The sequence below is a fragment of the Pseudomonas sp. PDM17 genome (assembly GCF_014851985.1).
Classification (GTDB): Bacteria; Pseudomonadota; Gammaproteobacteria; order Pseudomonadales; family Pseudomonadaceae; genus Pseudomonas.
This window is the reverse complement of record NZ_JACVAT010000007.1, coordinates 196,777-217,464: the sequence shown is the minus strand read 5'-3', so window position 1 is coordinate 217,464 and position 20,688 is coordinate 196,777. Positions and strand designations below refer to the sequence as shown.

Annotated in this window: 16 protein-coding genes; 5 read left to right on the top strand and 11 right to left on the bottom strand. The window is 65.6% G+C overall.

The annotated features are described in order from the left end of the window. The first annotated feature begins 84 nt into the window (after positions 1-84). From IB256_RS24505 to IB256_RS24485, 5 genes are all read left to right on the top strand, one after another. Positions 85-1,083 (top strand): zinc transporter ZntB, encoded by a 999-nt coding sequence (locus tag IB256_RS24505; RefSeq protein ID WP_081516451.1) that lies wholly within the window; start codon positions 85-87, stop codon positions 1,081-1,083. A 54-nt stretch (positions 1,084-1,137) separates the two neighbouring features. Next, on the top strand, positions 1,138-1,386 hold the full coding sequence (locus IB256_RS24500; protein ID WP_017516812.1) for a hypothetical protein: 249 nt from the start codon (positions 1,138-1,140) through the stop codon (positions 1,384-1,386). 2 nt (positions 1,387-1,388) lie between these two features. Further along, entirely contained in the window at positions 1,389-2,213 is an 825-nt protein-coding gene (locus IB256_RS24495; RefSeq protein ID WP_045208529.1) for a mechanosensitive ion channel family protein, read from the top strand. Positions 2,214-2,286: 73 nt separating this feature from the next. After that, positions 2,287-2,877, top strand: a complete 591-nt coding sequence (sigX, locus tag IB256_RS24490; protein ID WP_045208526.1) for an RNA polymerase sigma factor SigX — start codon at positions 2,287-2,289, stop codon at positions 2,875-2,877. A gap of 109 nt (positions 2,878-2,986) precedes the next feature. Further along, positions 2,987-4,045: an OmpA family protein gene (locus tag IB256_RS24485; RefSeq protein WP_045208524.1), complete on the top strand. Its 1,059-nt coding sequence runs from the start codon at positions 2,987-2,989 to the stop codon at positions 4,043-4,045. Between the two features lie 67 nt (positions 4,046-4,112). Here the strand turns inward: IB256_RS24485 and cobA are convergent, their stop codons facing one another. The 11 genes from cobA to acnB all read right to left on the bottom strand — a co-directional run bounded on the left by cobA (position 4,113) and on the right by acnB (position 20,632). Further along, positions 4,113-4,850, bottom strand: coding sequence for a uroporphyrinogen-III C-methyltransferase (gene cobA / locus IB256_RS24480; protein WP_192404446.1), 738 nt, complete (start codon positions 4,848-4,850; stop codon positions 4,113-4,115). A 36-nt stretch (positions 4,851-4,886) separates the two neighbouring features. Next, positions 4,887-7,601 carry a nitrate reductase gene (locus IB256_RS24475; protein WP_192404444.1) on the bottom strand — a complete coding sequence of 905 codons (2,715 nt, stop codon included), beginning with the start codon at positions 7,599-7,601 and terminating at the stop codon, positions 4,887-4,889. Positions 7,602-7,650: 49 nt separating this feature from the next. Then, positions 7,651-7,980 carry a nitrite reductase small subunit NirD gene (gene nirD / locus IB256_RS24470; RefSeq protein ID WP_192295418.1) on the bottom strand — a complete coding sequence of 110 codons (330 nt, stop codon included), beginning with the start codon at positions 7,978-7,980 and terminating at the stop codon, positions 7,651-7,653. Positions 7,981-8,036: 56 nt separating this feature from the next. Further along, positions 8,037-10,487: a nitrite reductase large subunit NirB gene (gene nirB / locus IB256_RS24465; RefSeq protein WP_192404442.1), complete on the bottom strand. Its 2,451-nt coding sequence runs from the start codon at positions 10,485-10,487 to the stop codon at positions 8,037-8,039. Between the two features lie 274 nt (positions 10,488-10,761). Continuing rightward, on the bottom strand, positions 10,762-12,549 hold the full coding sequence (locus tag IB256_RS24460) for a bifunctional protein-serine/threonine kinase/phosphatase (protein WP_225601937.1): 1,788 nt from the start codon (positions 12,547-12,549) through the stop codon (positions 10,762-10,764). A gap of 2 nt (positions 12,550-12,551) precedes the next feature. Beyond that, positions 12,552-13,763, bottom strand: a complete 1,212-nt coding sequence (locus IB256_RS24455) for a nitrate/nitrite transporter (protein ID WP_192295419.1) — start codon at positions 13,761-13,763, stop codon at positions 12,552-12,554. A 580-nt stretch (positions 13,764-14,343) separates the two neighbouring features. Continuing rightward, a complete protein-coding gene (locus tag IB256_RS24450; protein ID WP_138216348.1) occupies positions 14,344-14,772 on the bottom strand; it encodes a thioesterase family protein in 429 nt (142 codons plus the stop codon). Positions 14,773-14,870: 98 nt separating this feature from the next. Next, positions 14,871-15,563, bottom strand: coding sequence for a polysaccharide lyase family 7 protein (locus IB256_RS24445; protein WP_192295420.1), 693 nt, complete (start codon positions 15,561-15,563; stop codon positions 14,871-14,873). A 254-nt stretch (positions 15,564-15,817) separates the two neighbouring features. Then, a complete protein-coding gene (locus tag IB256_RS24440) occupies positions 15,818-16,396 on the bottom strand; it encodes an ANTAR domain-containing response regulator (RefSeq protein ID WP_192295421.1) in 579 nt (192 codons plus the stop codon). Positions 16,397-16,398: 2 nt separating this feature from the next. After that, positions 16,399-17,601, bottom strand: a complete 1,203-nt coding sequence (locus IB256_RS24435; protein ID WP_192404440.1) for a CmpA/NrtA family ABC transporter substrate-binding protein — start codon at positions 17,599-17,601, stop codon at positions 16,399-16,401. Between the two features lie 421 nt (positions 17,602-18,022). Beyond that, positions 18,023-20,632, bottom strand: coding sequence for a bifunctional aconitate hydratase 2/2-methylisocitrate dehydratase (gene acnB, locus IB256_RS24430; protein WP_151186560.1), 2,610 nt, complete (start codon positions 20,630-20,632; stop codon positions 18,023-18,025). Positions 20,633-20,688: the final 56 nt, after the last annotated feature.

Here is a 20,688-nt window from a genome sequence, read left to right as displayed (position 1 = left end):
AAGTTCGGGTCAATGCCGGGAGCGAAAGCTTCCGGCATTTTTCATGGGGCCTCGCGCAAGCGACCTTGAGCGAAGGAAAAGGGCATGCAGCAGTACGAGAGCGGCACGGAACGCGGACTGATCGACGGCTTCGTGCTGGATGGCCACGGTGGTGGTCGGCGGATCACCCGCAGCGAGTTGCCGCTGCTGGATCTCAAGCCCGAGGAGAGCCTCTGGGTGCACTGGGACCGAGGTGTGCCCGAAGCCCAGTCCTGGCTGCGCGAATCCAGCGGTCTGAACGAGTTCGCCTGCGACCTGCTGCTGGAAGAGGCCACCCGCCCGCGCCTGGTCGACCTGGGGGGCGAACGCCTGCTGCTGTTTCTGCGCGGGGTCAACCTGAACCCCGGTGCGGTGCCTGAGGACATGGTCTCACTGCGGGTCTATGCCGAGTCGCAGCGGGTGATTTCCCTGCGTCTGCGTCCGCTCAAGGCGGTCGCCGACCTGCGCGCCGACCTGGATGCCGGTACCGGCCCGAAGACGGCCTCGGAAGTGGTGCTGTACCTCGCCCACTACCTCACCGACCGCGTCGATACCCTGATCGGCGGCCTCGCCGATCAGCTCGATGCGATGGAGGAGGCCATCGAGGAAGACGAGCGCAGCATTCCCGACCAGCACCAACTGCGCACCCTGCGGCGACGTGCCGCGGGGTTGCGCCGTTACCTGGCGCCGCAGCGGGAAATCTACTCGCAGATGGTCCGGTTCAAGGCGTCCTGGACGGTGGCCGACGACGCCGACTACTGGAACGAGCTCTACAACCGCCTGACCCGCAACCTGGAAGAACTGGAGCTGGTGCGCGAGCGCATCAGCCTGATCCAGGAAGCCGAACATCGTCGAATTACCGAGCGGATGAACCGCACCATGTACCTGCTTGGTATCATTACCGGCTTTTTCCTGCCCATGAGCTTCGTGACCGGTCTCCTGGGCATCAACGTCGGCGGCATTCCCGGCTCCAGCGCGCCCTACGGCTTCGCCGTGGCCTGCCTGGTGATCCTCGGGATAGTGGCTTTCCAATGGTGGATATTCCGCCGCATGCGTTGGCTCTAGGTGTGACTTTTGAGGTGGTGGGGGCGTCAAGCACCTCACACAGGCGAGGTGCGTATGCACGACCCATTTGAAGAATCCTTGCGCGATCTGCTGCGAATGCCCCCGGAACAGCCGGGAGACGATTCGCGCCTGGATCGCGTCCTGAAGACCGCCAACCGCCAGGTTGGCGCGGGCGATCTGTTCAGCCTGATGGGGCACTGGTTCCAGGCCCTGTCCATTGGCGTGAGCCGTGGCGCCGCGCACCTTGCACCCGTCTCGCGCCACGCGCAGAATTCCGCCCCTTCCGCTGACAAGGCCGACTGAACATGCAATTCGACATCTGGACGCAAAGCCTGCTCACCGCCATGAACACCCTGTGGGGCAAGCTGGCCGGGTTCATCCCGAACCTGCTCGCCGCGCTGGTGATCGTGCTGCTCGGCTTCGTCGTCGCCAAACTGCTCGATGCGCTGCTCTCCAAGCTGCTGGCCAAGCTCGGCCTGGACCGCCTGATGGCGGGTACCGGCCTGACCAAGCTGCTGGCCCGCGCCGGCATCCAGGTGCCGGTCTCGACCCTGATCGGCAAGATCATCTACTGGTTCGTGCTGCTGGTATTCCTCGTCTCCGCGGCGGAGTCCCTCGGTCTGCAGCGCGTCTCGGCCACCCTGGACATGCTCGCGCTGTACCTGCCCAAGGTGTTCGGCGCGGCGCTGGTGCTGATCGTCGGCATCCTGCTCGCCCAACTGGCCAACAGCCTGGTGCGCGGCGCTGCCGACGGCGTCGGGCTGGAGTACGCCAACGGCCTGGGCCGCGTGGCCCAGTGGCTGGTCATCATCATCAGTATCTCGGTGGCCATCGGCCAGCTCGAGGTCAAGACCGACCTGCTGAACTACATCATCGCCATCGTGCTGATCACCATCGGCCTAGCTGCCGCACTTGCCCTGGGCCTGGGCAGCCGTGAGGTGGCAGGGCAGATCATCGCGGGCATTTACGTGCGGGAGCTGTATCAGGTCGGACAACAGGTGAAAGTGGCTGATGTCGAAGGCATCATCGAGGAAATTGGTACCATCAAGACTATCCTGCTGACAGACGAGGGTGAGCTGGTGTCGATCGCCAACCGCATCCTGCTCGATCAGCGTGTAACCAGTCGCTGAAGATGATGACCGATTACCGGTACGGCTTCTGTAAAGCCGCGCCGGACGCTGACTTGACCTGGCCCGACCCGACTTGAACAAGCCGCAATCACTGTCCTTGCGCTATGACCCGCGCCAGCTCACCGACGAGGAGCTGGTGGAGCGTTCCCACGAGGAGCTCTACCACGTGACGCGGGCTTATGAAGAGCTGATGCGCCGCTACCAGCGCACGCTCTTCAACGTCTGCGCGCGCTATCTGGGCAACGACCGGGACGCCGATGATGTGTGTCAAGAGGTCATGCTCAAGGTGCTGTATGGTCTGAAGAACTTCGAGGGAAAGTCGAAGTTCAAGACCTGGCTGTACAGCATCACTTACAACGAGTGCATTACCCAGTATCGGAAGGAACGGCGCAAACGCAGATTGCTTGATGCGCTGAGTCTGGATCCAGTCGAGGAAGCCTCTGAAGAGAAGGCTCCGAAAGTCGAAGAACGGGGTGGGCTAGACCGCTGGCTAGTTCATGTCAATCCCATTGATCGGGAAATCCTCGTGCTTCGATTTGTTGCGGAACTGGAGTTCCAGGAGATCGCCGACATCATGCACATGGGGCTTAGCGCCACAAAGATGCGCTACAAACGTGCACTCGATCGAATGAGAGAAAAGTTTTCGAATGTGACGGAATCTTAGTCCGGGAAATATTGTCTCTCTGTTTGGCAAGTTCTGATAAACTTGCCACCCAAGTTGTACGGCCTATGGTTAGGACAACTTATTGACCACCAAGATGGGGATTTAACGGATGAAACTGAAGAACACCTTAGGCGTCGTAGTTGGCTCGCTGATCGCCACCGCCGCTGTCAATGCCTTCGCTCAAGGCCAGGGCGCCGTCGAAGTCGAAGCATTCGGCAAGCGCTACTTCACCGACAGCACCCGCAACATGAAGAACGCGGACCTGTACGGCGGCTCCGTTGGTTACTTCCTGACCGACGACGTCGAGCTGGCTCTGTCCTACGGTGAGTACCACGACGTACGTGGCACCTACGAGACCGGCAACAAGAAGGTCCATGGCAACCTGAGCACTCTGGACGCCATCTACCACTTCGGCACCCCGGGTGCTGGCAACCTGCGTCCGTACGTTTCCGCCGGCGTTGGTCACCAGAGCCTGACCAACATCAACTCCGACAACGGTGGTCGTCAGAACCTGACCATGGCCATGGTCGGTACCGGTCTGAAGTACTACTTCACCGAAAACTTCTACGCCAAAGCCAGCCTCGACGGCCAGTACGGCCTGGAGAAGCGTGACAACGGTCACCAGGGCGAGTGGATGGCTGGCCTGGGCGTCGGCATGAACTTCGGCGGCGGCGCCAAGCCGGCCCCGGCTCCCGAGCCGGTTGCTGAAGTCTGCTCCGACTCCGACAACGACGGCGTCTGCGACAACGTCGACAAGTGCCCGAACACCCCGGCCAACGTCACCGTTGACGCCAACGGCTGCCCGGCTGTTGCTGAAGTCGTTCGCGTTCAGCTGGACGTGAAGTTCGACTTCGACAAGTCCAAGGTTAAAGAGAACAGCTACGCTGACATCAAAAACCTGGCTGACTTCATGAAGCAGTACCCGTCCACCTCCACCACCGTTGAAGGCCACACCGACTCCGTCGGCACCGACGCCTACAACCAGAAGCTGTCCGAGCGTCGTGCCAACGCCGTTCGTGACGTACTGGTCAACGAGTACGGTGTTGAAGGCGGCCGCGTAAACGCTGTTGGTTACGGTGAGTCCCGTCCGGTTGCTGACAACGCAACCGCCGAAGGCCGCGCTGTTAACCGCCGCGTAGAAGCCGAAGTGGAAGCCCAAGCCAAGTAATTGGTCTGAGCTGACGAGAAAAACCCGGCCTAGGCCGGGTTTTTCTTTGCCTGCAGGAAAGTGAATCTCAGGCGGTGCGGGCCAGAATTGCCTGCTGCGCAGCGGCGGCGACTTCGCCGATCACCAGGATTGCCGGGCTCTTCAGGGCAAAACTCTGGGCGTCTTCCAGCAGGTCGCCCAACTGGCTGCGGTATTCGCGTTGGGCGGGCAGGGATGCGTTCTCGATCATCGCCACCGGCGTGCCGGCCGCCATGCCGCCTTCGAGCAGTCCGTCGCGGATTTCCGCCAGTTTCGCCACGCCCATGTACACCACCAGCGTTGTTCCGCCTTCGGCCAGGCCGCGCCAGTTCAGCGGGCTGTCGTCCTGGGTGTGCGCGGTCACCAGAGTCACGCCTCGGCTGATGCCGCGCAAGGTTACGGAGATGCCGCACTGAGTCGCTGCGGCCAGCCCGGCAGTGATGCCGTTGACCAACTCGCAATCGATACCCCGCGCAATCAGCCAGTCAGCTTCTTCGCCGCCACGGCCGAAGATGCATGGGTCGCCGCCTTTCAGGCGTGCGACGCGGCGCCCCTGGCGGGCGTAGCGCAGCATCAGGCGGTGGATAAAGTCCTGCGGGGTGGAGCGGCAGCCGCCGCGTTTCCCGACCCCAATCACTCGCGCCGAAGGGCAGTGCTCCAGCACCGCCGGGTTCACCAGGTCGTCGATGAGCACCACGTCGGCCTGAGCCATGGCCCGGACGGCCTTCAGGGTCAGCAGTTCCGGGTCGCCGGGGCCGGCGCCGATCAGCCAGACTTTTCCACTCATGTCGTTCTCCTCAGGCTGCCGTCTTCGCGGCTTGATTCAGGCGGTAGCGGCCAGTGGCTTCTGAGCCAGCAGGCGCTTGATTTCCGGTACGCAGGAGCCGCAGGCGGTCCCGCACTTGAGTTCGCATTTGAGGCCTTCCAGGTCCAGGCCCTTGTCGATCCCGGTCTGGATGCGGCTCTGGCTGACGTTCAGGCAGTTGCACAGCGTCTTGTCCGCTGCCGCGCCGGCTTTACCCGGGGCGGCGCTCAGCGGGGCAAGCAGCCAGCGGCGCAGCTCCTGATCGGCGCGGCCTTCCTTCCACAATTCGCGCAGCCACGCGCGGGCGGCGGTTTCGCCAGCCAGGCGCAGCGAGACGATTCGCGATTGTTCGATACGCACGCGTTTGCCGACGGTGCGGCGCGGGTCGTCATAGGCCATGACCGGACCGTCGCCGAGGTCGAGCAGGGCGTCGATGCGGGCCAGCCAGTCCGCGCTGGGCGCTTCGTGGTGTGCGGCACGGATCACCAGTGCCGGGCGTTCACGGCCGGTGGGGCTGAAGCTGGCGTAGCGCAGGTCTTCGAACAGCGGGCGCAGGGCGTCGAAGCGCTTCTGCACCTCACCTTCTACCAGCGCGAAGAACTGCCAGGGCAGCTCGATGCGGCTGACTTCCACCGTGGCGTGTTTCAGTTCGGGCTGACGCGACAGAGGATCCACCGCCGGCAGGGTCAGCACGTTGATGCCCAGGCCCTTGAGGAAGCGGTCGCCCCAGTGCATCGGCAGGAAGGCCTGGCCGGGACGCAGGCGGTCGTCGGCTTGTACCGGCAGCACCAGTTCGCCACGGCGGCTGTGCAGGCGAACCAGTTGGCCGTCGCTGATGCGCCGGCGGCGCAACTCGTCCGGGTGCAGGCCGAGTACGGCTTCTTCCACATGGCCGAACAGTTGCGGCGCGGTGCCGGTGCGGGTCATGCCGTGCCACTGATCGCGCAGGCGGCCGGTGTTGAGGATCAGCGGGTAACGTGCATCGCGCTTTTCCTTCGGTGCTCGGTAGGGCTCGGCGATCAGCCGCGCGCGGCCATTGATGGTGGCGAACTGTCCGTCGCCATACAGGCGTTCGGTGCCTCGGGTAGCGCCGGTGCGGAAGGGCCACTGCTGCGGTCCACGTGTGTCCAGCAGGGCGTAGTCGACGCCGGACAGGTCGAGATCACGATCACGGGTCAGCAGCTTGTATTCGTCGAACAGCGCGGACGGCGAATCGAAGTCGAACAGGCTGTTTTCGTCGGGGCGCAGGCGCTGCTCCAGGCGGCGGGCGAAGTCGCAGACGATGTTCCAGTCCGCCCGTGCTTCGCCGATGGCCGGGATGGCCGGGCGCACGTGGCTGATGCGGCGTTCGGAGTTGGTCACCGTGCCTTCCTTCTCGCCCCAACTGGCGGCCGGCAGCAGCAGGTCGGCGTACTGGCAGGTCTCGCTGGTGGTGAAGGCTTCCTGGACGATGACGAAGGGGCAGGCGGCCAGGGCTTCGCGCACGCGGGTCTGGTCCGGCAGTGATTGGGCCGGGTTGGTGCAGGCGATCCACAGGGCCTTGATGCGCCCGTCGCGTACTGCGTCGAAGAGTTCGATGGCGCTCAGGCCGGGGTTCTCCGGCAGTTGTTCGACACCCCAGTAATCAGCCACTTCGGCACGGTGTTCGGCGTTGGCCGCCTCGCGGTGGCCGGGCAGCAGGTTGGACAGGCTGCCAGTCTCGCGGCCGCCCATGGCATTGGGTTGGCCGGTGAGGGAGAAGGGGCCGGCACCGGGTCGGCCGATCTGCCCGGTGGCCAGGTGCAGGTTGATCAGCGCACTGTTCTTCGCGCTGCCGGCGGTGGACTGGTTCAGCCCCATGCACCAGAGCGAGAGGAAGGAGGGCGACTGGCCGATCCACTGGGCCGCGCGCTGCAGGTCATCGACGGCGATGCCGCAGATTTCCGCCACGGCCAGCGGACCGTAGTCCCGCACCAGGGCCTTGAGTTCATCCAGGCCGTCGGTGTGGGCGTCGATGAAGGCGCGGTCGGTCCAGCCTTCCCAGAGCAGGATGTGCAGGATGCCGTGGAACAGCGCGACGTCGGTGCCGGGCAGGATCGCCAGGTGCAAATCGCCCGCCTCGGCGGTGTCGGTGACGCGCGGGTCGATGACGATCAGCTTCATCTCCGGGCGACGTGCGCGGGCCTCTTCCAGGCGGCGGAACAGCACTGGGTGGGCATAGGCCATATTGCTGCCGGCGATCATCACGCAGTCGGCCAGCTCGATGTCCTCGTAGCTGCAGGGCGGGGCGTCGGCGCCCAGGCTGCGCTTGTAGCCGACCACTGCCGAGGACATGCACAGGCGGGAGTTGCTGTCGATGTTGTTGGTGCCGACCAGGGCGCGGGCGAGCTTGTTGAAGGCGTAGTAGTCCTCGGTCAGCAGTTGGCCGGAGACGTAGAAGGCCACGCTGTCCGGCCCGTGCTCGCGGAGGGTTTCGGCGAAGACGCCGGCGGCATGCTCCAGTGCGGTGTCCCAGTCGGTGCGGGCGCGTGACAGTCCCTTGCCCAGGCGCAGCTCCGGGAATTGCGCACGGGCGTCTGCGTCGCCGGTGAGGTGCAGGGTCGAGCCCTTGCTGCACAGGCGGCCGAAGTTGGCCGGATGCTGCGGGTCGCCCTGCACGCCGAGGATGCGCTCGTCGTCGTGCTCGATCAGTACACCGCAACCCACGCCGCAGTAGCAGCAGGTGGATGCGGTAGTGCGACGGTTGTGGGTCATGGCGCAGCCTCGCTCTGAATCGGAAGCAGGGAAATCAATCGCAGGGGGATCAGGCGCAGTGGGCGAGGTTGTCGCGCAGGGCCAGCAGCACACGGCCATCTACGATCTTCACCTCGTGGCGATGGGCGCAGCCCTGGTCGGGGGCCACGGCCTCGCCGCTGGCCAGTTCGATCTGCCAGTTGTGCAGCGGGCAGGCCACGCGCTTGCCGTAGATCAGGCCCTGGGACAGCGGGCCGCCCTTGTGCGGGCAGCGGTCGTCGAGGGCGAAGACCTCGTCATCGGAGGTGCGGAAGATCGCGATGTCGCCCTTGGGGCCGGCGATGACGCGCGAGCCCAGCGGGTTGATGTCGTCCAGGGCGCAGATGTCTAACCAGTTCATGGGGTGTCTCCGGCAATCGGGTAGTAGGGGCCCCGGTGGCGGGGCCCGGCGGGCACTCAGGCGGGTTCCAGCTGCTTGAGGGGAATCCGTTCGAATTCCTTCTTCAGCGGCTGCTGGGCGATGCGCTCCTGCCACGGGTCCTGCTCCAGCGACAGGGAGAACTGCAGGCGGGCGTTGAGCGCCTTGCGGTTGTCCGCGTCTTCCAGCACGGCCTTCTTGATGCGCTCCATGCCGACGCGCTGCAGGTAGTGCACGGTGCGTTCGAGGTAGAAGGCTTCCTCGCGGTAGAGCTGGAGGAAGGCGCCGCTGTATTCGCGGACTTCGTCGGAGGTCTTGAGCTTGACGAAGAATTCCGCCACCTCGGTCTTGATCCCGCCGTTGCCGCCGATGTACAGCTCCCAGCCCGAATCCACACCGATGATGCCGATGTCCTTGATGCCGGCCTCGGCGCAGTTGCGCGGGCAGCCGGAGACCGCCAGCTTGACCTTGTGCGGCGACCACATGTTGAACAGGTCGTGCTCGAGGTCGATACCCAGCTGGGTCGAGTTCTGCGTGCCGAAACGGCAGAACTCGCTGCCGACGCAGGTCTTCACGGTGCGGATGGACTTGCCGTAGGCGTGGCCCGAGGGCATGTCCAGCTCCTTCCAGATCTCCGGCAGGTCGTCCTTTTTGATCCCCAGCAGGTCGATGCGCTGGCCCCCGGTGACCTTCACCATGGGCACCTGGTACTTGTCGGCGACGTCGGCGATGCGCCGCAGTTCGGCGGCGTTGGTGACGCCACCCCACATGCGCGGGACTACCGAGTAGGTGCCGTCCTTCTGGATGTTGGCGTGGGCGCGTTCGTTGATCAGGCGCGACTGCGGGTCATCCTTGGCCTCGCCCGGCCAGGTGGAGATCAGGTAGTAGTTCAGCGCCGGCCGGCAGGTGGCGCAGCCGTCCGGGGTGCGCCAGTCCATGAAGCGCATGGCGCTGCTCAGGGTGATCAGGTGATGGTCGCGGATCGCCTGGCGTACCTGGCCGTGGTTGAGGTCGCTGCAGCCGCAGATGGCCTTTTCGCTCTTGGGCTTCACGTCCGCCGCGCCGCCCACGGTGCTGATCAGGATCTGCTCGACAAGCCCGGCGCAGGAGCCGCAGGAGCTGGCGGCCTTGGTGTGCTTCTTCACCTCGTCGACGCTGAACAGGCCATTCTCCTGGATCGCCTTGACGATGGTGCCCTTGCACACGCCGTTGCAGCCGCAGACTTCGGCGGTGTCGGGCATGTTCGCTGCGCTGTTCTGGCCCTGGTGGCCGACGTCGCCGATGCTGCTCTCGCCGAACATCAGGTGGTCGCGGATTTCGCCGACGTTGTGGTTCTCGCGGATCTGCCGGAAGTACCAGCCGCCGTCGGCGGTATCGCCGTAGAGGCAGGCACCGACCAGCACGTCGTCCTTGATCACCAGCTTCTTGTACACGCCGCCGATGGGATCGGAGAGGGTGATGGTCTCGGTGCCTTCGCCACCCATGAACTGGCCGGCGGAGAACAGGTCGATGCCGGTGACCTTGAGCTTGGTGGAGGTCACCGAGCCCTGGTAGCGGGCGAAGCCGAGCATGGCCAGGTGGTTGGCGCAGACCTTGGCCTGCTCGAACAGCGGTGCTACCAGGCCATAGGCGATGCCGCGGTGGCTGGCGCATTCGCCCAGGGCGTAGATGCGCGGGTCATAGGTCTGCAGGGTGTCGTTGACCAGGATGCCGCGGTTGCAGGGCAGGCCGGTCTTCTCCGCCAGTTCGGTGTTGGGGCGGATGCCGGCGGCCATCACCACCAGGTCGGCGGCGATCACTTCGCCGTCCTTGAAGCGGATGGCGCAGACGCGGCCGCTGCCGTCGTCGATCAGTTCTTCGGTGTGGGTGTTCAGGCGGAAGTTGATGCCGCGTGATTCCAGCGCTTCCTGCAGCAGCTTGCCGGCGGTGCGGTCCAGTTGGCGCTCCAGCAACCAGTCGGAGAGGTGTACTACGGTGACGTCCATGCCGCGCTGCTTGAGGCCGTTGGCCGCTTCCAGGCCGAGCAGGCCGCCGCCGATGACCACCGCGTGGCTGTGGGTGCCGGCGGTGTCGATCATGGTCTGGGTGTCGGCGATGTCGCGGTAGCCGATCACGCCCTGCAGGCGGCTGCCCGGCACCGGCAGGATGAAGGGATTGGAGCCGGTGGCAATCAGCAGTCGATCGTACTCGGCCTCGGTGCCGTCTTCGGCATAGACCTTGCGGCGATGGCGGTCGATGCGGGTGACCTTGCGGTTGAGCAGCAGGCGGATGCCGTTCTCGCTGTACCAGTTGAGGTCGTTGAGGACGATGTCCTCGAAGGCCTGCTCGCCGGCCAGTACGGGGGAGAGCAGGATGCGGTTGTAGTTGGGGTGGGGCTCGGCGCCGAACACGGTGATGTCGTAGAGGTCCGGTGCGATCTTCAGCAGTTCTTCCAGGGTCCGCACACCGGCCATGCCGTTGCCGATCAGTACGAGCTTGAGCTTTTTCATGTCAGGGCTCCGTCACGCAAAGCTGAAACACGGAAAACAAAAAAGGCGTCCCGCCGGTTACCCAGCGAGGACGCCTTTGTCCAAGTCCCGATCGATCGGGAAGTGCGAGCCTCTTCGTTGAGGGACGCGCTTTTGTAGATTGTTGAAACGGTTATTGCAGGGGCTGTGCCAACTTTCTCGGCCCGCGGTTTTCGGGGCTTTCGGCTGGCCTGTTCTGCCGGTTGGCCTTTTTGCTGCACTGTGGTGATGCGTTCTGAACCGATCTGGTGCGCCTTCAGCCCCCGTGCAGCAGCCAGAGCAGCAGCCCCAGGTTGATCGCCAGCGAGGCCAGGGCGACGCCGCGCCAGACCCGCAGCGGTTCGCGTTCCAGCAGCGGGCGTGGGCGCGGCGGTGCCTGGCGTTCACCTTGTTCCAGGGCGAGCAGGCATTCTTCGGCGGTTTCGAAGCGCTGTTGCGGTTGGGCGGCGATCAGCTTTGCCAGCCAGTCGTCCAGCCAGGTTGGCACATCCGGGCGATAGCGGCTGGCCGGTGCGGGCGTGCCGAAGCGCGGATGCTGGAAGGCTTCGATCTCGCCATAGGGGTAGTGCCCACAGAGCAGGCGGTAGAGCGTGACGCCGGCCGCATAGAGGTCCTGGCGGGCTTCCGGCGCGGCACCCTGGAAGGATTCCGGTGCGAGGTAGCTGGGGGTGCCGGGCAGCGCGTGCGGGTCTTCCTGCGACAATCCCGGGCAGTAGGCCAGGCCGAAGTCCAGCAGGCGCAGCTCGCCATCATCGGCCCAGTGCAGGTTTTCTGGCTTGATGTCGCGGTGCAGGATGTTGCGCCGGTGCAGCTGGCCCAGGCCGCGCAGCAAGCGCTGGGCGAGGTCCAGCCAGTCGGGCAGGTTCAACGGGCCGTTGAGTTTCAGGTGCTCCTCCAGGGTCTGCCCCGGGTACTCGCGCATCACGTAATACAGGTGCTGGCGTTGCGGCAGGCTGTGCAGTTCGGGGAAGTAGCGGCCCTGCACGCGGCGCAGGAACCACTCCTCCAGCAGCAGCGCCTGGGCGGCTTCCGCGGAGTCGCGCAGTGCCGGCGGCAGGGTCTTGAGCAGCCAGGGGCGGTTCTGCCGGTCGCGCACGCGGTAGATCAGCGATTGGCGCGATTGCGCCAGTCGGCCTTCCACCTGCCAGCCTTCGAACTCCTGGTCGTCCCGCAGGGCGGGCGGCGCGGGCCAGTGGTCGAGCTGGGCGAGGGCGTCGCCGAGGCTCGCAGGCGGCAGTTCGTCCACCTGCAGGAGTAGGGCGCTGGCGTTGTCCTGGCTGCCGGCCAGGTGGGCGGCGCTGACCAGTGCGTCGGCGCAGGCCTGCAAGCTCTGTGCGTCCTCCAGCAGGCGCTGGATGGCGCTGTCGCCAAGAGCAGCCCAGATGCCGTCGCTGACCAGCAGGAAGCTCTGTCCGGCTTCCAGTTCGCCGTCGCAGTAGTCCACTACCAGATGCTGGTCGAGGCCCAGTGCGCGCTTGAGGACGTGTTGCATGCCGGGTTGTTCCCAGACGTGATCCTGGGTCAGGCAATCCAGAATGCCGGCGTGCCAGCGGTACAGGCGGCAGTCGCCGACATGGGCGAGGGTGAAGCGCCGGCCCCGCAGGACCAGCGCGGTGAGGGTGGTGAGCAGCGGCTGGCCGCCGCCGTTGGCTTGCAGCCAGCGGTTCTGCGAGATCAGCAGGCGGTCGAGGGCCTGGGCGACGGCCCAGGTCTCGGGGGTGGCGTAGTAGTCGGCGGCCAGCGCCTGCAGGCTCAGGCGCGCGGCCAGGCCGCCGTCGGCGCAGTGGCTGACGCCGTCGGCGATGGCGAACAGGTGCCCCTTGCTGGCGGCCAGCCCGGCGGGCGGGGTGACCACCCGCAGGGCATCCTGGTTCTCGTCGCGCGGGCCGGTGGCGCTGGCCTGGGCGAAGCTCAGGCGCAGCTCCTGGTAGGAGCGAGCTTGTGACCCACAGGGATGTGGGGAATGCCGAATTTTGTCGGGAACAAAATCGGCCTCGCGAATCGCAGTGGAAGGTTCGCGAGCAAGCTCGCTCCTGCTGGTCATGGCTACACCCGCGCCGCTGTGACGGCTGCGCTGCCCCAGGTGGTGCGCCAGCGGGCTTTCACCGCGTGCAGGCCGAACCAGGCCAGTACGCCGAGGCTGGCGAACAGCCAGAGGCCGATCTGGTAGTCGCCGGTGGCCTGCTTGATCGCGCCCAGGCCCGCCGTCAGGCAGAAGCCGCCGATGCCGCCGGCCATGCCGATCAGGCCGGTCATCACGCCGATGGTCTGGCGGAAGCGCTGCGGCACCAGCTGGAACACCGCACCGTTGCCCGCGCCGAGGCTGAGCATGGCGACCACGAAGAGGCTCAGCGCCGCCACCGCGCTGGGCAGGTGGAAGCCCACGGCGGCGATGCAGATCGAAGCGACGGTGTACATCACCAGCAGGCTGCGGATACCGCCGATGCGATCGGCCAGGGCGCCGCCCAGGGGGCGCATCAGGCTGCCGGCAAAGACGCAGGCGGCGGTGTAGTAGCCGGCTTTCACCGGGTCGAGGCCGTACTGGTCGTGGAAGTAGCCGGGCAGGGTGCTGGCGAGGCCGAGGAAGCCGCCGAAGGTCACGCTGTAGAAGAACATGAACCACCAGCTGTCGCGGTCGCCCAGAGCCTTCAGGTAATCCGCCAGGGACTTCGCCGGCGGGCGCTCCGGGGCGTTGCGGGCGAGCAGGGCGAACACTACCAGGGTGGCCAGCAGCGGGATCAGCGCGAAGCCGAAGACGTTCTGCCAGCCGAAGGCGGCGGCGATGGCCGGGGCGAACAGCGCGGTGAGCACGGTGCCGGAGTTGCCGGCCCCGGCGATACCCATGGCCTTGCCCTGGTGCTGCGGCGGGTACCACTGCGAGGCCAGTGGCAGCGCCACGGCGAAGGAGGCGCCGGCCATGCCCAGCAGCACGCCGAGGATCATCGCCTGCTCCAGGCTGTGGATGCCCAGCCGCCAGGCTCCGAACAGCGCGCAGATGACGATCACCTGGCCGAGGATGCCGGCGGCCTTGGGCGACCAGCGATCGGCCAGCAGGCCCATGAGGAAGCGCAGGATGGCGCCGGAGAGGATCGGCGTGGCGACCATCAGCGCGCGCTGCTGGGTGGTCAGTTGCAGGTCGGTCGCGATCTGCACCGCCAGCGGGCCGAGGACGTACCAGACCATGAAGCTCAGGTCGAAATACAGGAAGGCGGCAAACAGGGTCGGCGCGTGGCCGGCTTTCCAGAAACTCGTGTTCATCGAACACCTCATCAGCAACGGTAGAGGAGCCCGGTCATGCGCCACTTGGCAGCCGCCGGGTTCGAGAAGGTCGTGGGGTCTGATGACGTTTTGACGCAAGCCGCGTTGCTGCGACAAATCACGCCAGGCTAGGCGCGGGATGCAGGAAATGGTCATTCCCTTTTCAAGTCCCGCAACGACGCATGGCGTGATTTGCCGCGCAACCCGAAGGGACGGGCCGCATTTTGCGCAGTGCTGCGTTACTCGTCGTTCATTTGGAATGACCAAACCACACTCCTCGCGCCTAACACTGCGCAAAATGCGGCGCCGTCGCGGTCGCGGCAAAACGTCATCAGACCCCAGTGCCCCTGCGCCGGGGCAAACGAAAAAGGCGTCGCTCCACCCACCGCACTGCGCGGGTGTGGATGCGACGCCTTTGTCGAAGTCGGGTAATCGCCGTTGATTACCATCGCCCTGTGCAGAGCAAGGCGCGGGCCAGGATGAGAAATCCCAGTCAGATCAAAGAGATGAGATGAGGGTCAGGACCGATGCTGATCCATCAAAGGGCGCGCCGTGCTGCGGCGTGCCCTGTACTGGAGCGTCAGGCGATCCAGTTGACGTTGGGGAAGGTGTCGCGGAAGGCCTCGGGGATCGGCACGACCTTGCCGGCCTTGTAGTCGAAGAACACGAAGCCCGACTTGGCCATGGCTACCAGGGTGTCGTCGGCCGGGCGGGTGATGCGGAAGATGATGTCGCCGCCGTACTTGTTGAAGTCCATCACGCCGACCTCGAAGAGCAGCTGGTCGCGCGCGTGGGCCTCGGCGCGATAGGTGGTGGCGAGGTCGGTGACGATGATGCCGGTCTCGCGGATGCCGTAGTCGAACAGGAAGCGCGCGCGAGCTTCGGAGATCATCGAGATCATCGAATCGTTGCCCAGATGGTTGGCGCCGTTGATGTCGGTGACGCGGACGGTGAGCTTGGTTTCGTAGATGAAGAGTTCTTCGGGGAATTCCAGTTTCAGGCGGGCCATGGCGGTCTCGGTGACAAGGCAACGGGTAGTGCGGATGTGCCGCGCATTCTACGCGCAGTCGGCGCGCCCCGCGCCTCATCAGGCCAGTGAATGGCGAATCAGCGGTGCGCCGAGTTCAGGTGGAAGACGGTCACCCGCGCGCCCTCGCTGCTGTCGCCGTAGTTGTCGTTGATGTAGGCGCCGGCCTTGAAGTAGAGCAGTTGCTTGGACCAGGTGGTGCTGAGGATCTTGCGGTAGTAGTTGGCCCGGCCGTCGGAGGTCTCCACGCGGATCGCCAGGTTGCCCACCGAGGTGACGCGCAGGCTGTAGTTGAAGGTCTGGTCCAGGGCGATGTTGTCGATCAGCGGGACGTTGATGCTGGCGCTGTCGTCGGGGTGGTTGCGCACCAGGGCTTCCAGGCGTCCGCTCTCCAGGGTGGGCAGGTAGTGGTACTGCAGCTTGACCAGCGGCTCGCCGTTGCCGGTGTAGGGCGAGCGGCTGTGGATCTGGCCGATAATGATCTTGTTCTTCGAGGGCACCTGCTGGACGCTCATGGTCACGCGCAGCTCGTTGTCGCCCTGGGTGTAGTACCAGTTGGAAACCTCGCCGTTGGACAGAGTCTCGCGCAGCTCGCTGCGCGGGTAGACGCTGTCGGAGGTGTGCGAGCCGGTGACGGGCACCCAGAACACCACCTGGCTGCCGCCGCGCTGGAAGTAGCGGCTCTGGTAGCCCCGGGCGATCTGTTCGGTGGTGACTTCGGTGGGGCGCGGGTCGGTGGGAACGCTGAGGTTCCAGGTGGTGAGGTCGATCATGGGCTTGCCCTTGCTGAGCCGCGTAGGCGGCGAGGTCGGGTGGGCGCCGAGGTGCCTAGCCGGCGGCGGCCACTGCGATGCGCCATCGAACCCTGCCGATGACGCTCCTGGGGCCCGGCCAGAAGACCGGGCGGCCGCAGCATAGGGCGTTGCGGGCGAGGTGGGGGCCAGCTCGGCGGCTGGCGAAATGATCGCGCCTTGCCGCCGCTGGCCGTTGGCCGCCTCGCACTTTCAGCCGATTCGCACTTGCAGCCTCAGTGCCCGAGCATCTCGTGCATGGCGATGATCTGCTCGGCCACCTGCGCCAGCTTCTGCTGGCGGCCCATGGCTTGGCGGCGCATCAGGGTGTAGGCCTCTTCCTCGGCGCAGCCTTTCATTTTCATCAGCAGCCCCTTGGCCAGCTCGATGCGCTTGCGCTCGGCCAGCTGCATCTCGCGGGCCTGCAATTGGGCACGCAGGGCCTGGTCGCTCTCGAAGCGGGCCATGGCGACATCGAGGATCGGCTGCAGCCGCTCGGCCTGGATGCCCTCGACAATGTAGGCGCTGACCCCAGAGCGGATCGCCTGGCGCATCACCTGCGGGTCGTGCTCGTCGGTGAACATGACGATGGGGCGCGGCTGGTCGCGGCTGACCAGCACTACCTGCTCCATCACGTCGCGGCCAGGGGACTCGGTGTCGATGAGGATCACATCCGGATGCAGGGCCTCCACCCGTTGCGCCAGGTCGACCGTCAGGCCGGATTCGTCGATGACCTCGAAGCCGCTTTCCACCAGCGCAGCCTTGAGGCGCCCAACCTTCTTCGGGGTGTCGTTGATCAGCAGGACGCGCAGCATGCTCAACCTCGCTCCGCCAGGGCATTCAGCTCGAAGCTGCGGGCATAGCCGGCCGGGTCGCTGCCGTCCCAGAGGCGGCCGTCGATCAGGGTCGAGGTGCGCATCTCGGTGTCCGGAACGCTTGCGCCCACGGCGCTGGCCGCTTCGCGGTAGAGGTCGAGCTGCTGGACCTGGCGGGCGATGCCAAGGTAGTCGACGTCTTCGCGCAGCAGGCCCCAGCGGCGGAACTGGGTCATGAACCACAGCCCGTCGGAGAGCCAGGGATAGGTGGCGTGGCCTTCATTGAAGAAACGCAGTGGATGCGCGTCCTGCCAGGCGTGACCGAGGCCGTCCTGGTAACGGCCGAGCAGACGCGGCTCGACGCTGGCGAGTGGGGCGTCGACGTAGTCTTCGCTGCTGATCAGCTGGGCGGCGCTGCGCAGGTTGTCTGCGCTGGCTTCGATGAAGCGGCTGGCGTCCAGCAGGCTCATGACCAGTGCGCGCGCGGTGTTGGGATATTCCTCGACGAAGGCGCGGGTGGTGCCCAGGACCTTCTCCGGGTGGTCCGGCCAGATCTGCTGGCTGGTGGCGAGGGTGAAGCCCATGCCTTCGTCCACCGCCAGCGCGCCCCAGGGGCCGCCGGCGCAGAAGCCGTCGATGCGCCCGGCCTTCAGGTGCTCGACCATCTGTGCCGGCGGCACCACCAGGCTGCGGACGTCTTGCAGGGGGTGGATGCCGTGGCTGGCCAGCCAGTAGTAGAGCCACATCGCATGGGTGCCGGTGGGGAATGTGTGGGCCAGGGTCAGTTGCGCACCGTTCTGGCGCACGTGGCTCTGCAGTGCCCCGGCAGAGGTCACGCCGTCGCGCATCAGTGGGGCGGAAAGATTGATCGACTGGCCGTTCTGGCACAGACCCATGAGCACGGCCATGTCGGTGGCCGGGGCGCCGCCCAGGCCCAGTTGCAGGTCATAGACGAGTCCGTAGAGGCATTGCGCCGCGTCCAGTTCGCCGCTGAGCAGGCGGTCGCGCAGGCCGGCCCAGGAGTTCTGCCGCTGCAGGTTGAGCGTCAGGCCGTAGGGCTGGCCGAAGCCCTGGGTCGCGGCTACCACCAGCGAGGCGGAGTCGGTAAGGGCCATGAAGCCCAGGTTAAGGGCTGTCTTCTCCGGGGCATCGGAGCCGGCCACCCAGGCCAGGCTGTCCGGCAGTGGGCTGGTGCTGTCGATCATCTCCACCTCTGAACTCACTCTCAATGCACGCTCAACGCAAAAGAATGGCGCCGTGCCGCCTGCCCCGAAGGGAGGTAGCCGCGACGCCATTGTCGATTGTTGATTGTCGGGCGCGATCCGCCGTTGGATCGCAGGTACGAGGAGTGGAGCAAGGGCTGTGCCAGCGCAGTGCGGAAAAAAAGAAGCCCCGCCATGGAGGGCGGGGCGCAGAGGAAGGGAGCGCACCTCTGGAGGGTTCCACAAGGGCACCTGAGCACGGATATCGGCAGGAGCCTGTCGTCCACCTTAGACCCGGTAGCCCGTGGCGCAACCGGTCAATAAGTATTAGGCCCATCGTTAGGGGCGGGCGGGAGCGCTCTGTTTCGGGGCCTGGAAAAGAAAAGCCCCGCACGAGGCGGGGCTTTTCATCACGCTAGGAGACTCAGACCTGGACGGCCGGGATCTTCGCGTTGGCGGCAGCTTCGCGGAACTCGGCGATCTGGTCGAAGCTCAGGTAGCGGTAGATGTCGGCAGACATGCTGTCGATATCCTTCGCGTAGGCCATGTACTCCTCGACGGTCGGCAGCTTGCCGATGATCGAAGCGACAGCGGCCAGCTCGGCAGATGCCAGGAACACGTCGGTGGCGTCGCCCAGACGGTTCGGGAAGTTACGGGTCGAGGTGGAAACCACGGTCGAACCGGTCTGTACGCGAGCCTGGTTACCCATGCACAGCGAGCAGCCCGGCATTTCCATGCGCGCGCCAGCCTTGCCGTAGATGCCGTAGTAGCCTTCTTCGGTCAGTTGGTGGGCGTCCATCTTGGTCGGCGGAGCCAGCCACAGACGGGTCGGAATGCCACCCTTGACCTTGTCCAGCAGTTTGCCGGCAGCGCGGAAGTGACCGATGTTGGTCATGCAGGAACCGATGAAGACTTCATCGATCTTGCGGCCTTCGACGCTGGACAGCAGACGGGCGTCGTCCGGGTCGTTCGGAGCGCAGAGTACCGGCTCCTTGACGTCGGCCAGGTCGATCTCGATGACCGCGGCGTACTCGGCGTCCTTGTCGGCTTCCAGCAGTTGCGGGTTGGCCAGCCAGGCTTCCATCGCTTGTGCGCGGCGCTCCAGGGTGCGGGCGTCGCCGTAGCCTTCGCCGATCATCCAGCGCAGCAGGGTGATGTTGGACTTCAGGTACTCGGCGATCGCCTCTTCCGGCAGCTTGATGGTGCAACCGGCAGCCGAACGCTCGGCGGAGGCGTCGGACAGCTCGAAGGCTTGCTCGACGGTCAGGTCGTTCAGGCCTTCGATCTCGAGGATGCGGCCGGAGAAGATGTTCTTCTTGCCCTTCTTCTCGACGGTCAGCAGGCCAGCCTGGATGGCGTAGTAGGGGATCGCATGGACCAGGTCACGCAGGGTGATGCCCGGTTGCAACTGGCCCTTGAAGCGCACCAGAACCGATTCCGGCATGTCCAGCGGCATGACGCCGGTGGCAGCGGCGAAGGCTACCAGGCCGGAGCCGGCCGGGAAGCTGATGCCGATCGGGAAGCGGGTGTGCGAGTCGCCGCCGGTGCCGACGGTGTCAGGCAGCAGCATGCGGTTCAGCCAGCTGTGGATGATGCCGTCGCCCGGACGCAGGGAAACACCGCCGCGGGTCATGATGAAGTCCGGCAGGGTGTGGTGGGTCTTGACGTCGATCGGCTTCGGATAAGCAGCGGTGTGGCAGAAGGACTGCATCACCAGGTCGGCGGAGAAGCCCAGGCAAGCCAGGTCTTTCAGCTCGTCGCGGGTCATCGGGCCGGTGGTGTCCTGGGAACCGACGGTGGTCATCTTCGGTTCGCAGTAGGTGCCCGGACGTACGCCCTGGCCTTCGGCCAGACCGCAGGCGCGGCCAACCATCTTCTGGGCGAGGGTGAAGCCCTTGCCGCTGTCGGCCGGCGCTTCCGGCTTCTTGAACAGGTCGGAGGCAGGCAGACCCAGCTCGGCGCGGGCCTTCTCGGTCAGGCCGCGGCCAACGATCAGCGGGATACGGCCGCCGGCGCGGACTTCGTCCAGCAGAACCGGGGTCTTCAGCTCGAAGGTGGTGACCACTTCGCCGCTGTCATGACGGGTGACCTTGCCTTCGTACGGGTACACGTCGATGACGTCGCCCATGGCCAGGTTGGTGCAGTCGAATTCGATCGGCAGGGCGCCGGCGTCTTCCATGGTGTTGTAGAAGATCGGGGCGATCTTGGTGCCGAAGCAGAAACCGCCGCCGCGCTTGTTCGGCACGTAGGGGATGTCGTCGCCGAAGAACCACAGCACCGAGTTGGTGGCGGACTTACGGGAAGAACCGGTACCGACCACGTCACCGACGTAGGCAACCGGGAAGCCCTTGGCCTTGACCGCTTCGATCTGCTTCAGCGGACCGACGGAGCCCGGCTGGATCGGCTCGATGCCGTCGCGGGCCATTTTCAGCATGGCCAGGGCGTGCAGCGGGATGTCAGGGCGCGACCAGGCGTCCGGAGCGGGGGACAGGTCGTCGGTGTTGGTTTCGCCGGGGACCTTGAACACGGTCAGGGTCAGCTTCTCGGCGACGGCCGGACGGGCCTTGAACCACTCGCCTTCGGCCCAGGACTGCAGCACGGACTTGGCGGCGGCGTTGCCTTTCTTGGCGCGCTCGGCGACGTCGTGGAAGGCGTCGAACATCAGCAGGGTGTGCTTCAGTTGCGCGGCGGCGACTTCGGCCAGCTCGGCGCTGTCCAGCAGCTCGACCATGGTGGTGATGTTGTAGCCACCCTGCATGGTGCCCAGCAGCTCGAGGGCGCGGGTCTTGGAGAGCAGCGGGGAAGTGGCTTCACCCTTGGCGACGGCGGACAGGAAACCGGCCTTGACGTAGGCAGCTTCGTCCACGCCCGGCGGTACGCGGTTGGTGATCAGGTCGAGGAGAAATTCTTCTTCGCCGGCCGGCGGGTTCTTCAGGAGTTCGACCAGACCAGCGGTCTGTTCGGCGTTCAGCGGCTGGGGCACGACGCCCTGGGCGGCACGCTCTTCTACGTGTTTGCGATAGGCTTCAAGCACAGTATTTCCCTCATCAGTGGTCCCGGAGGACGCGTATCCAGGAGACCCCTCCGATC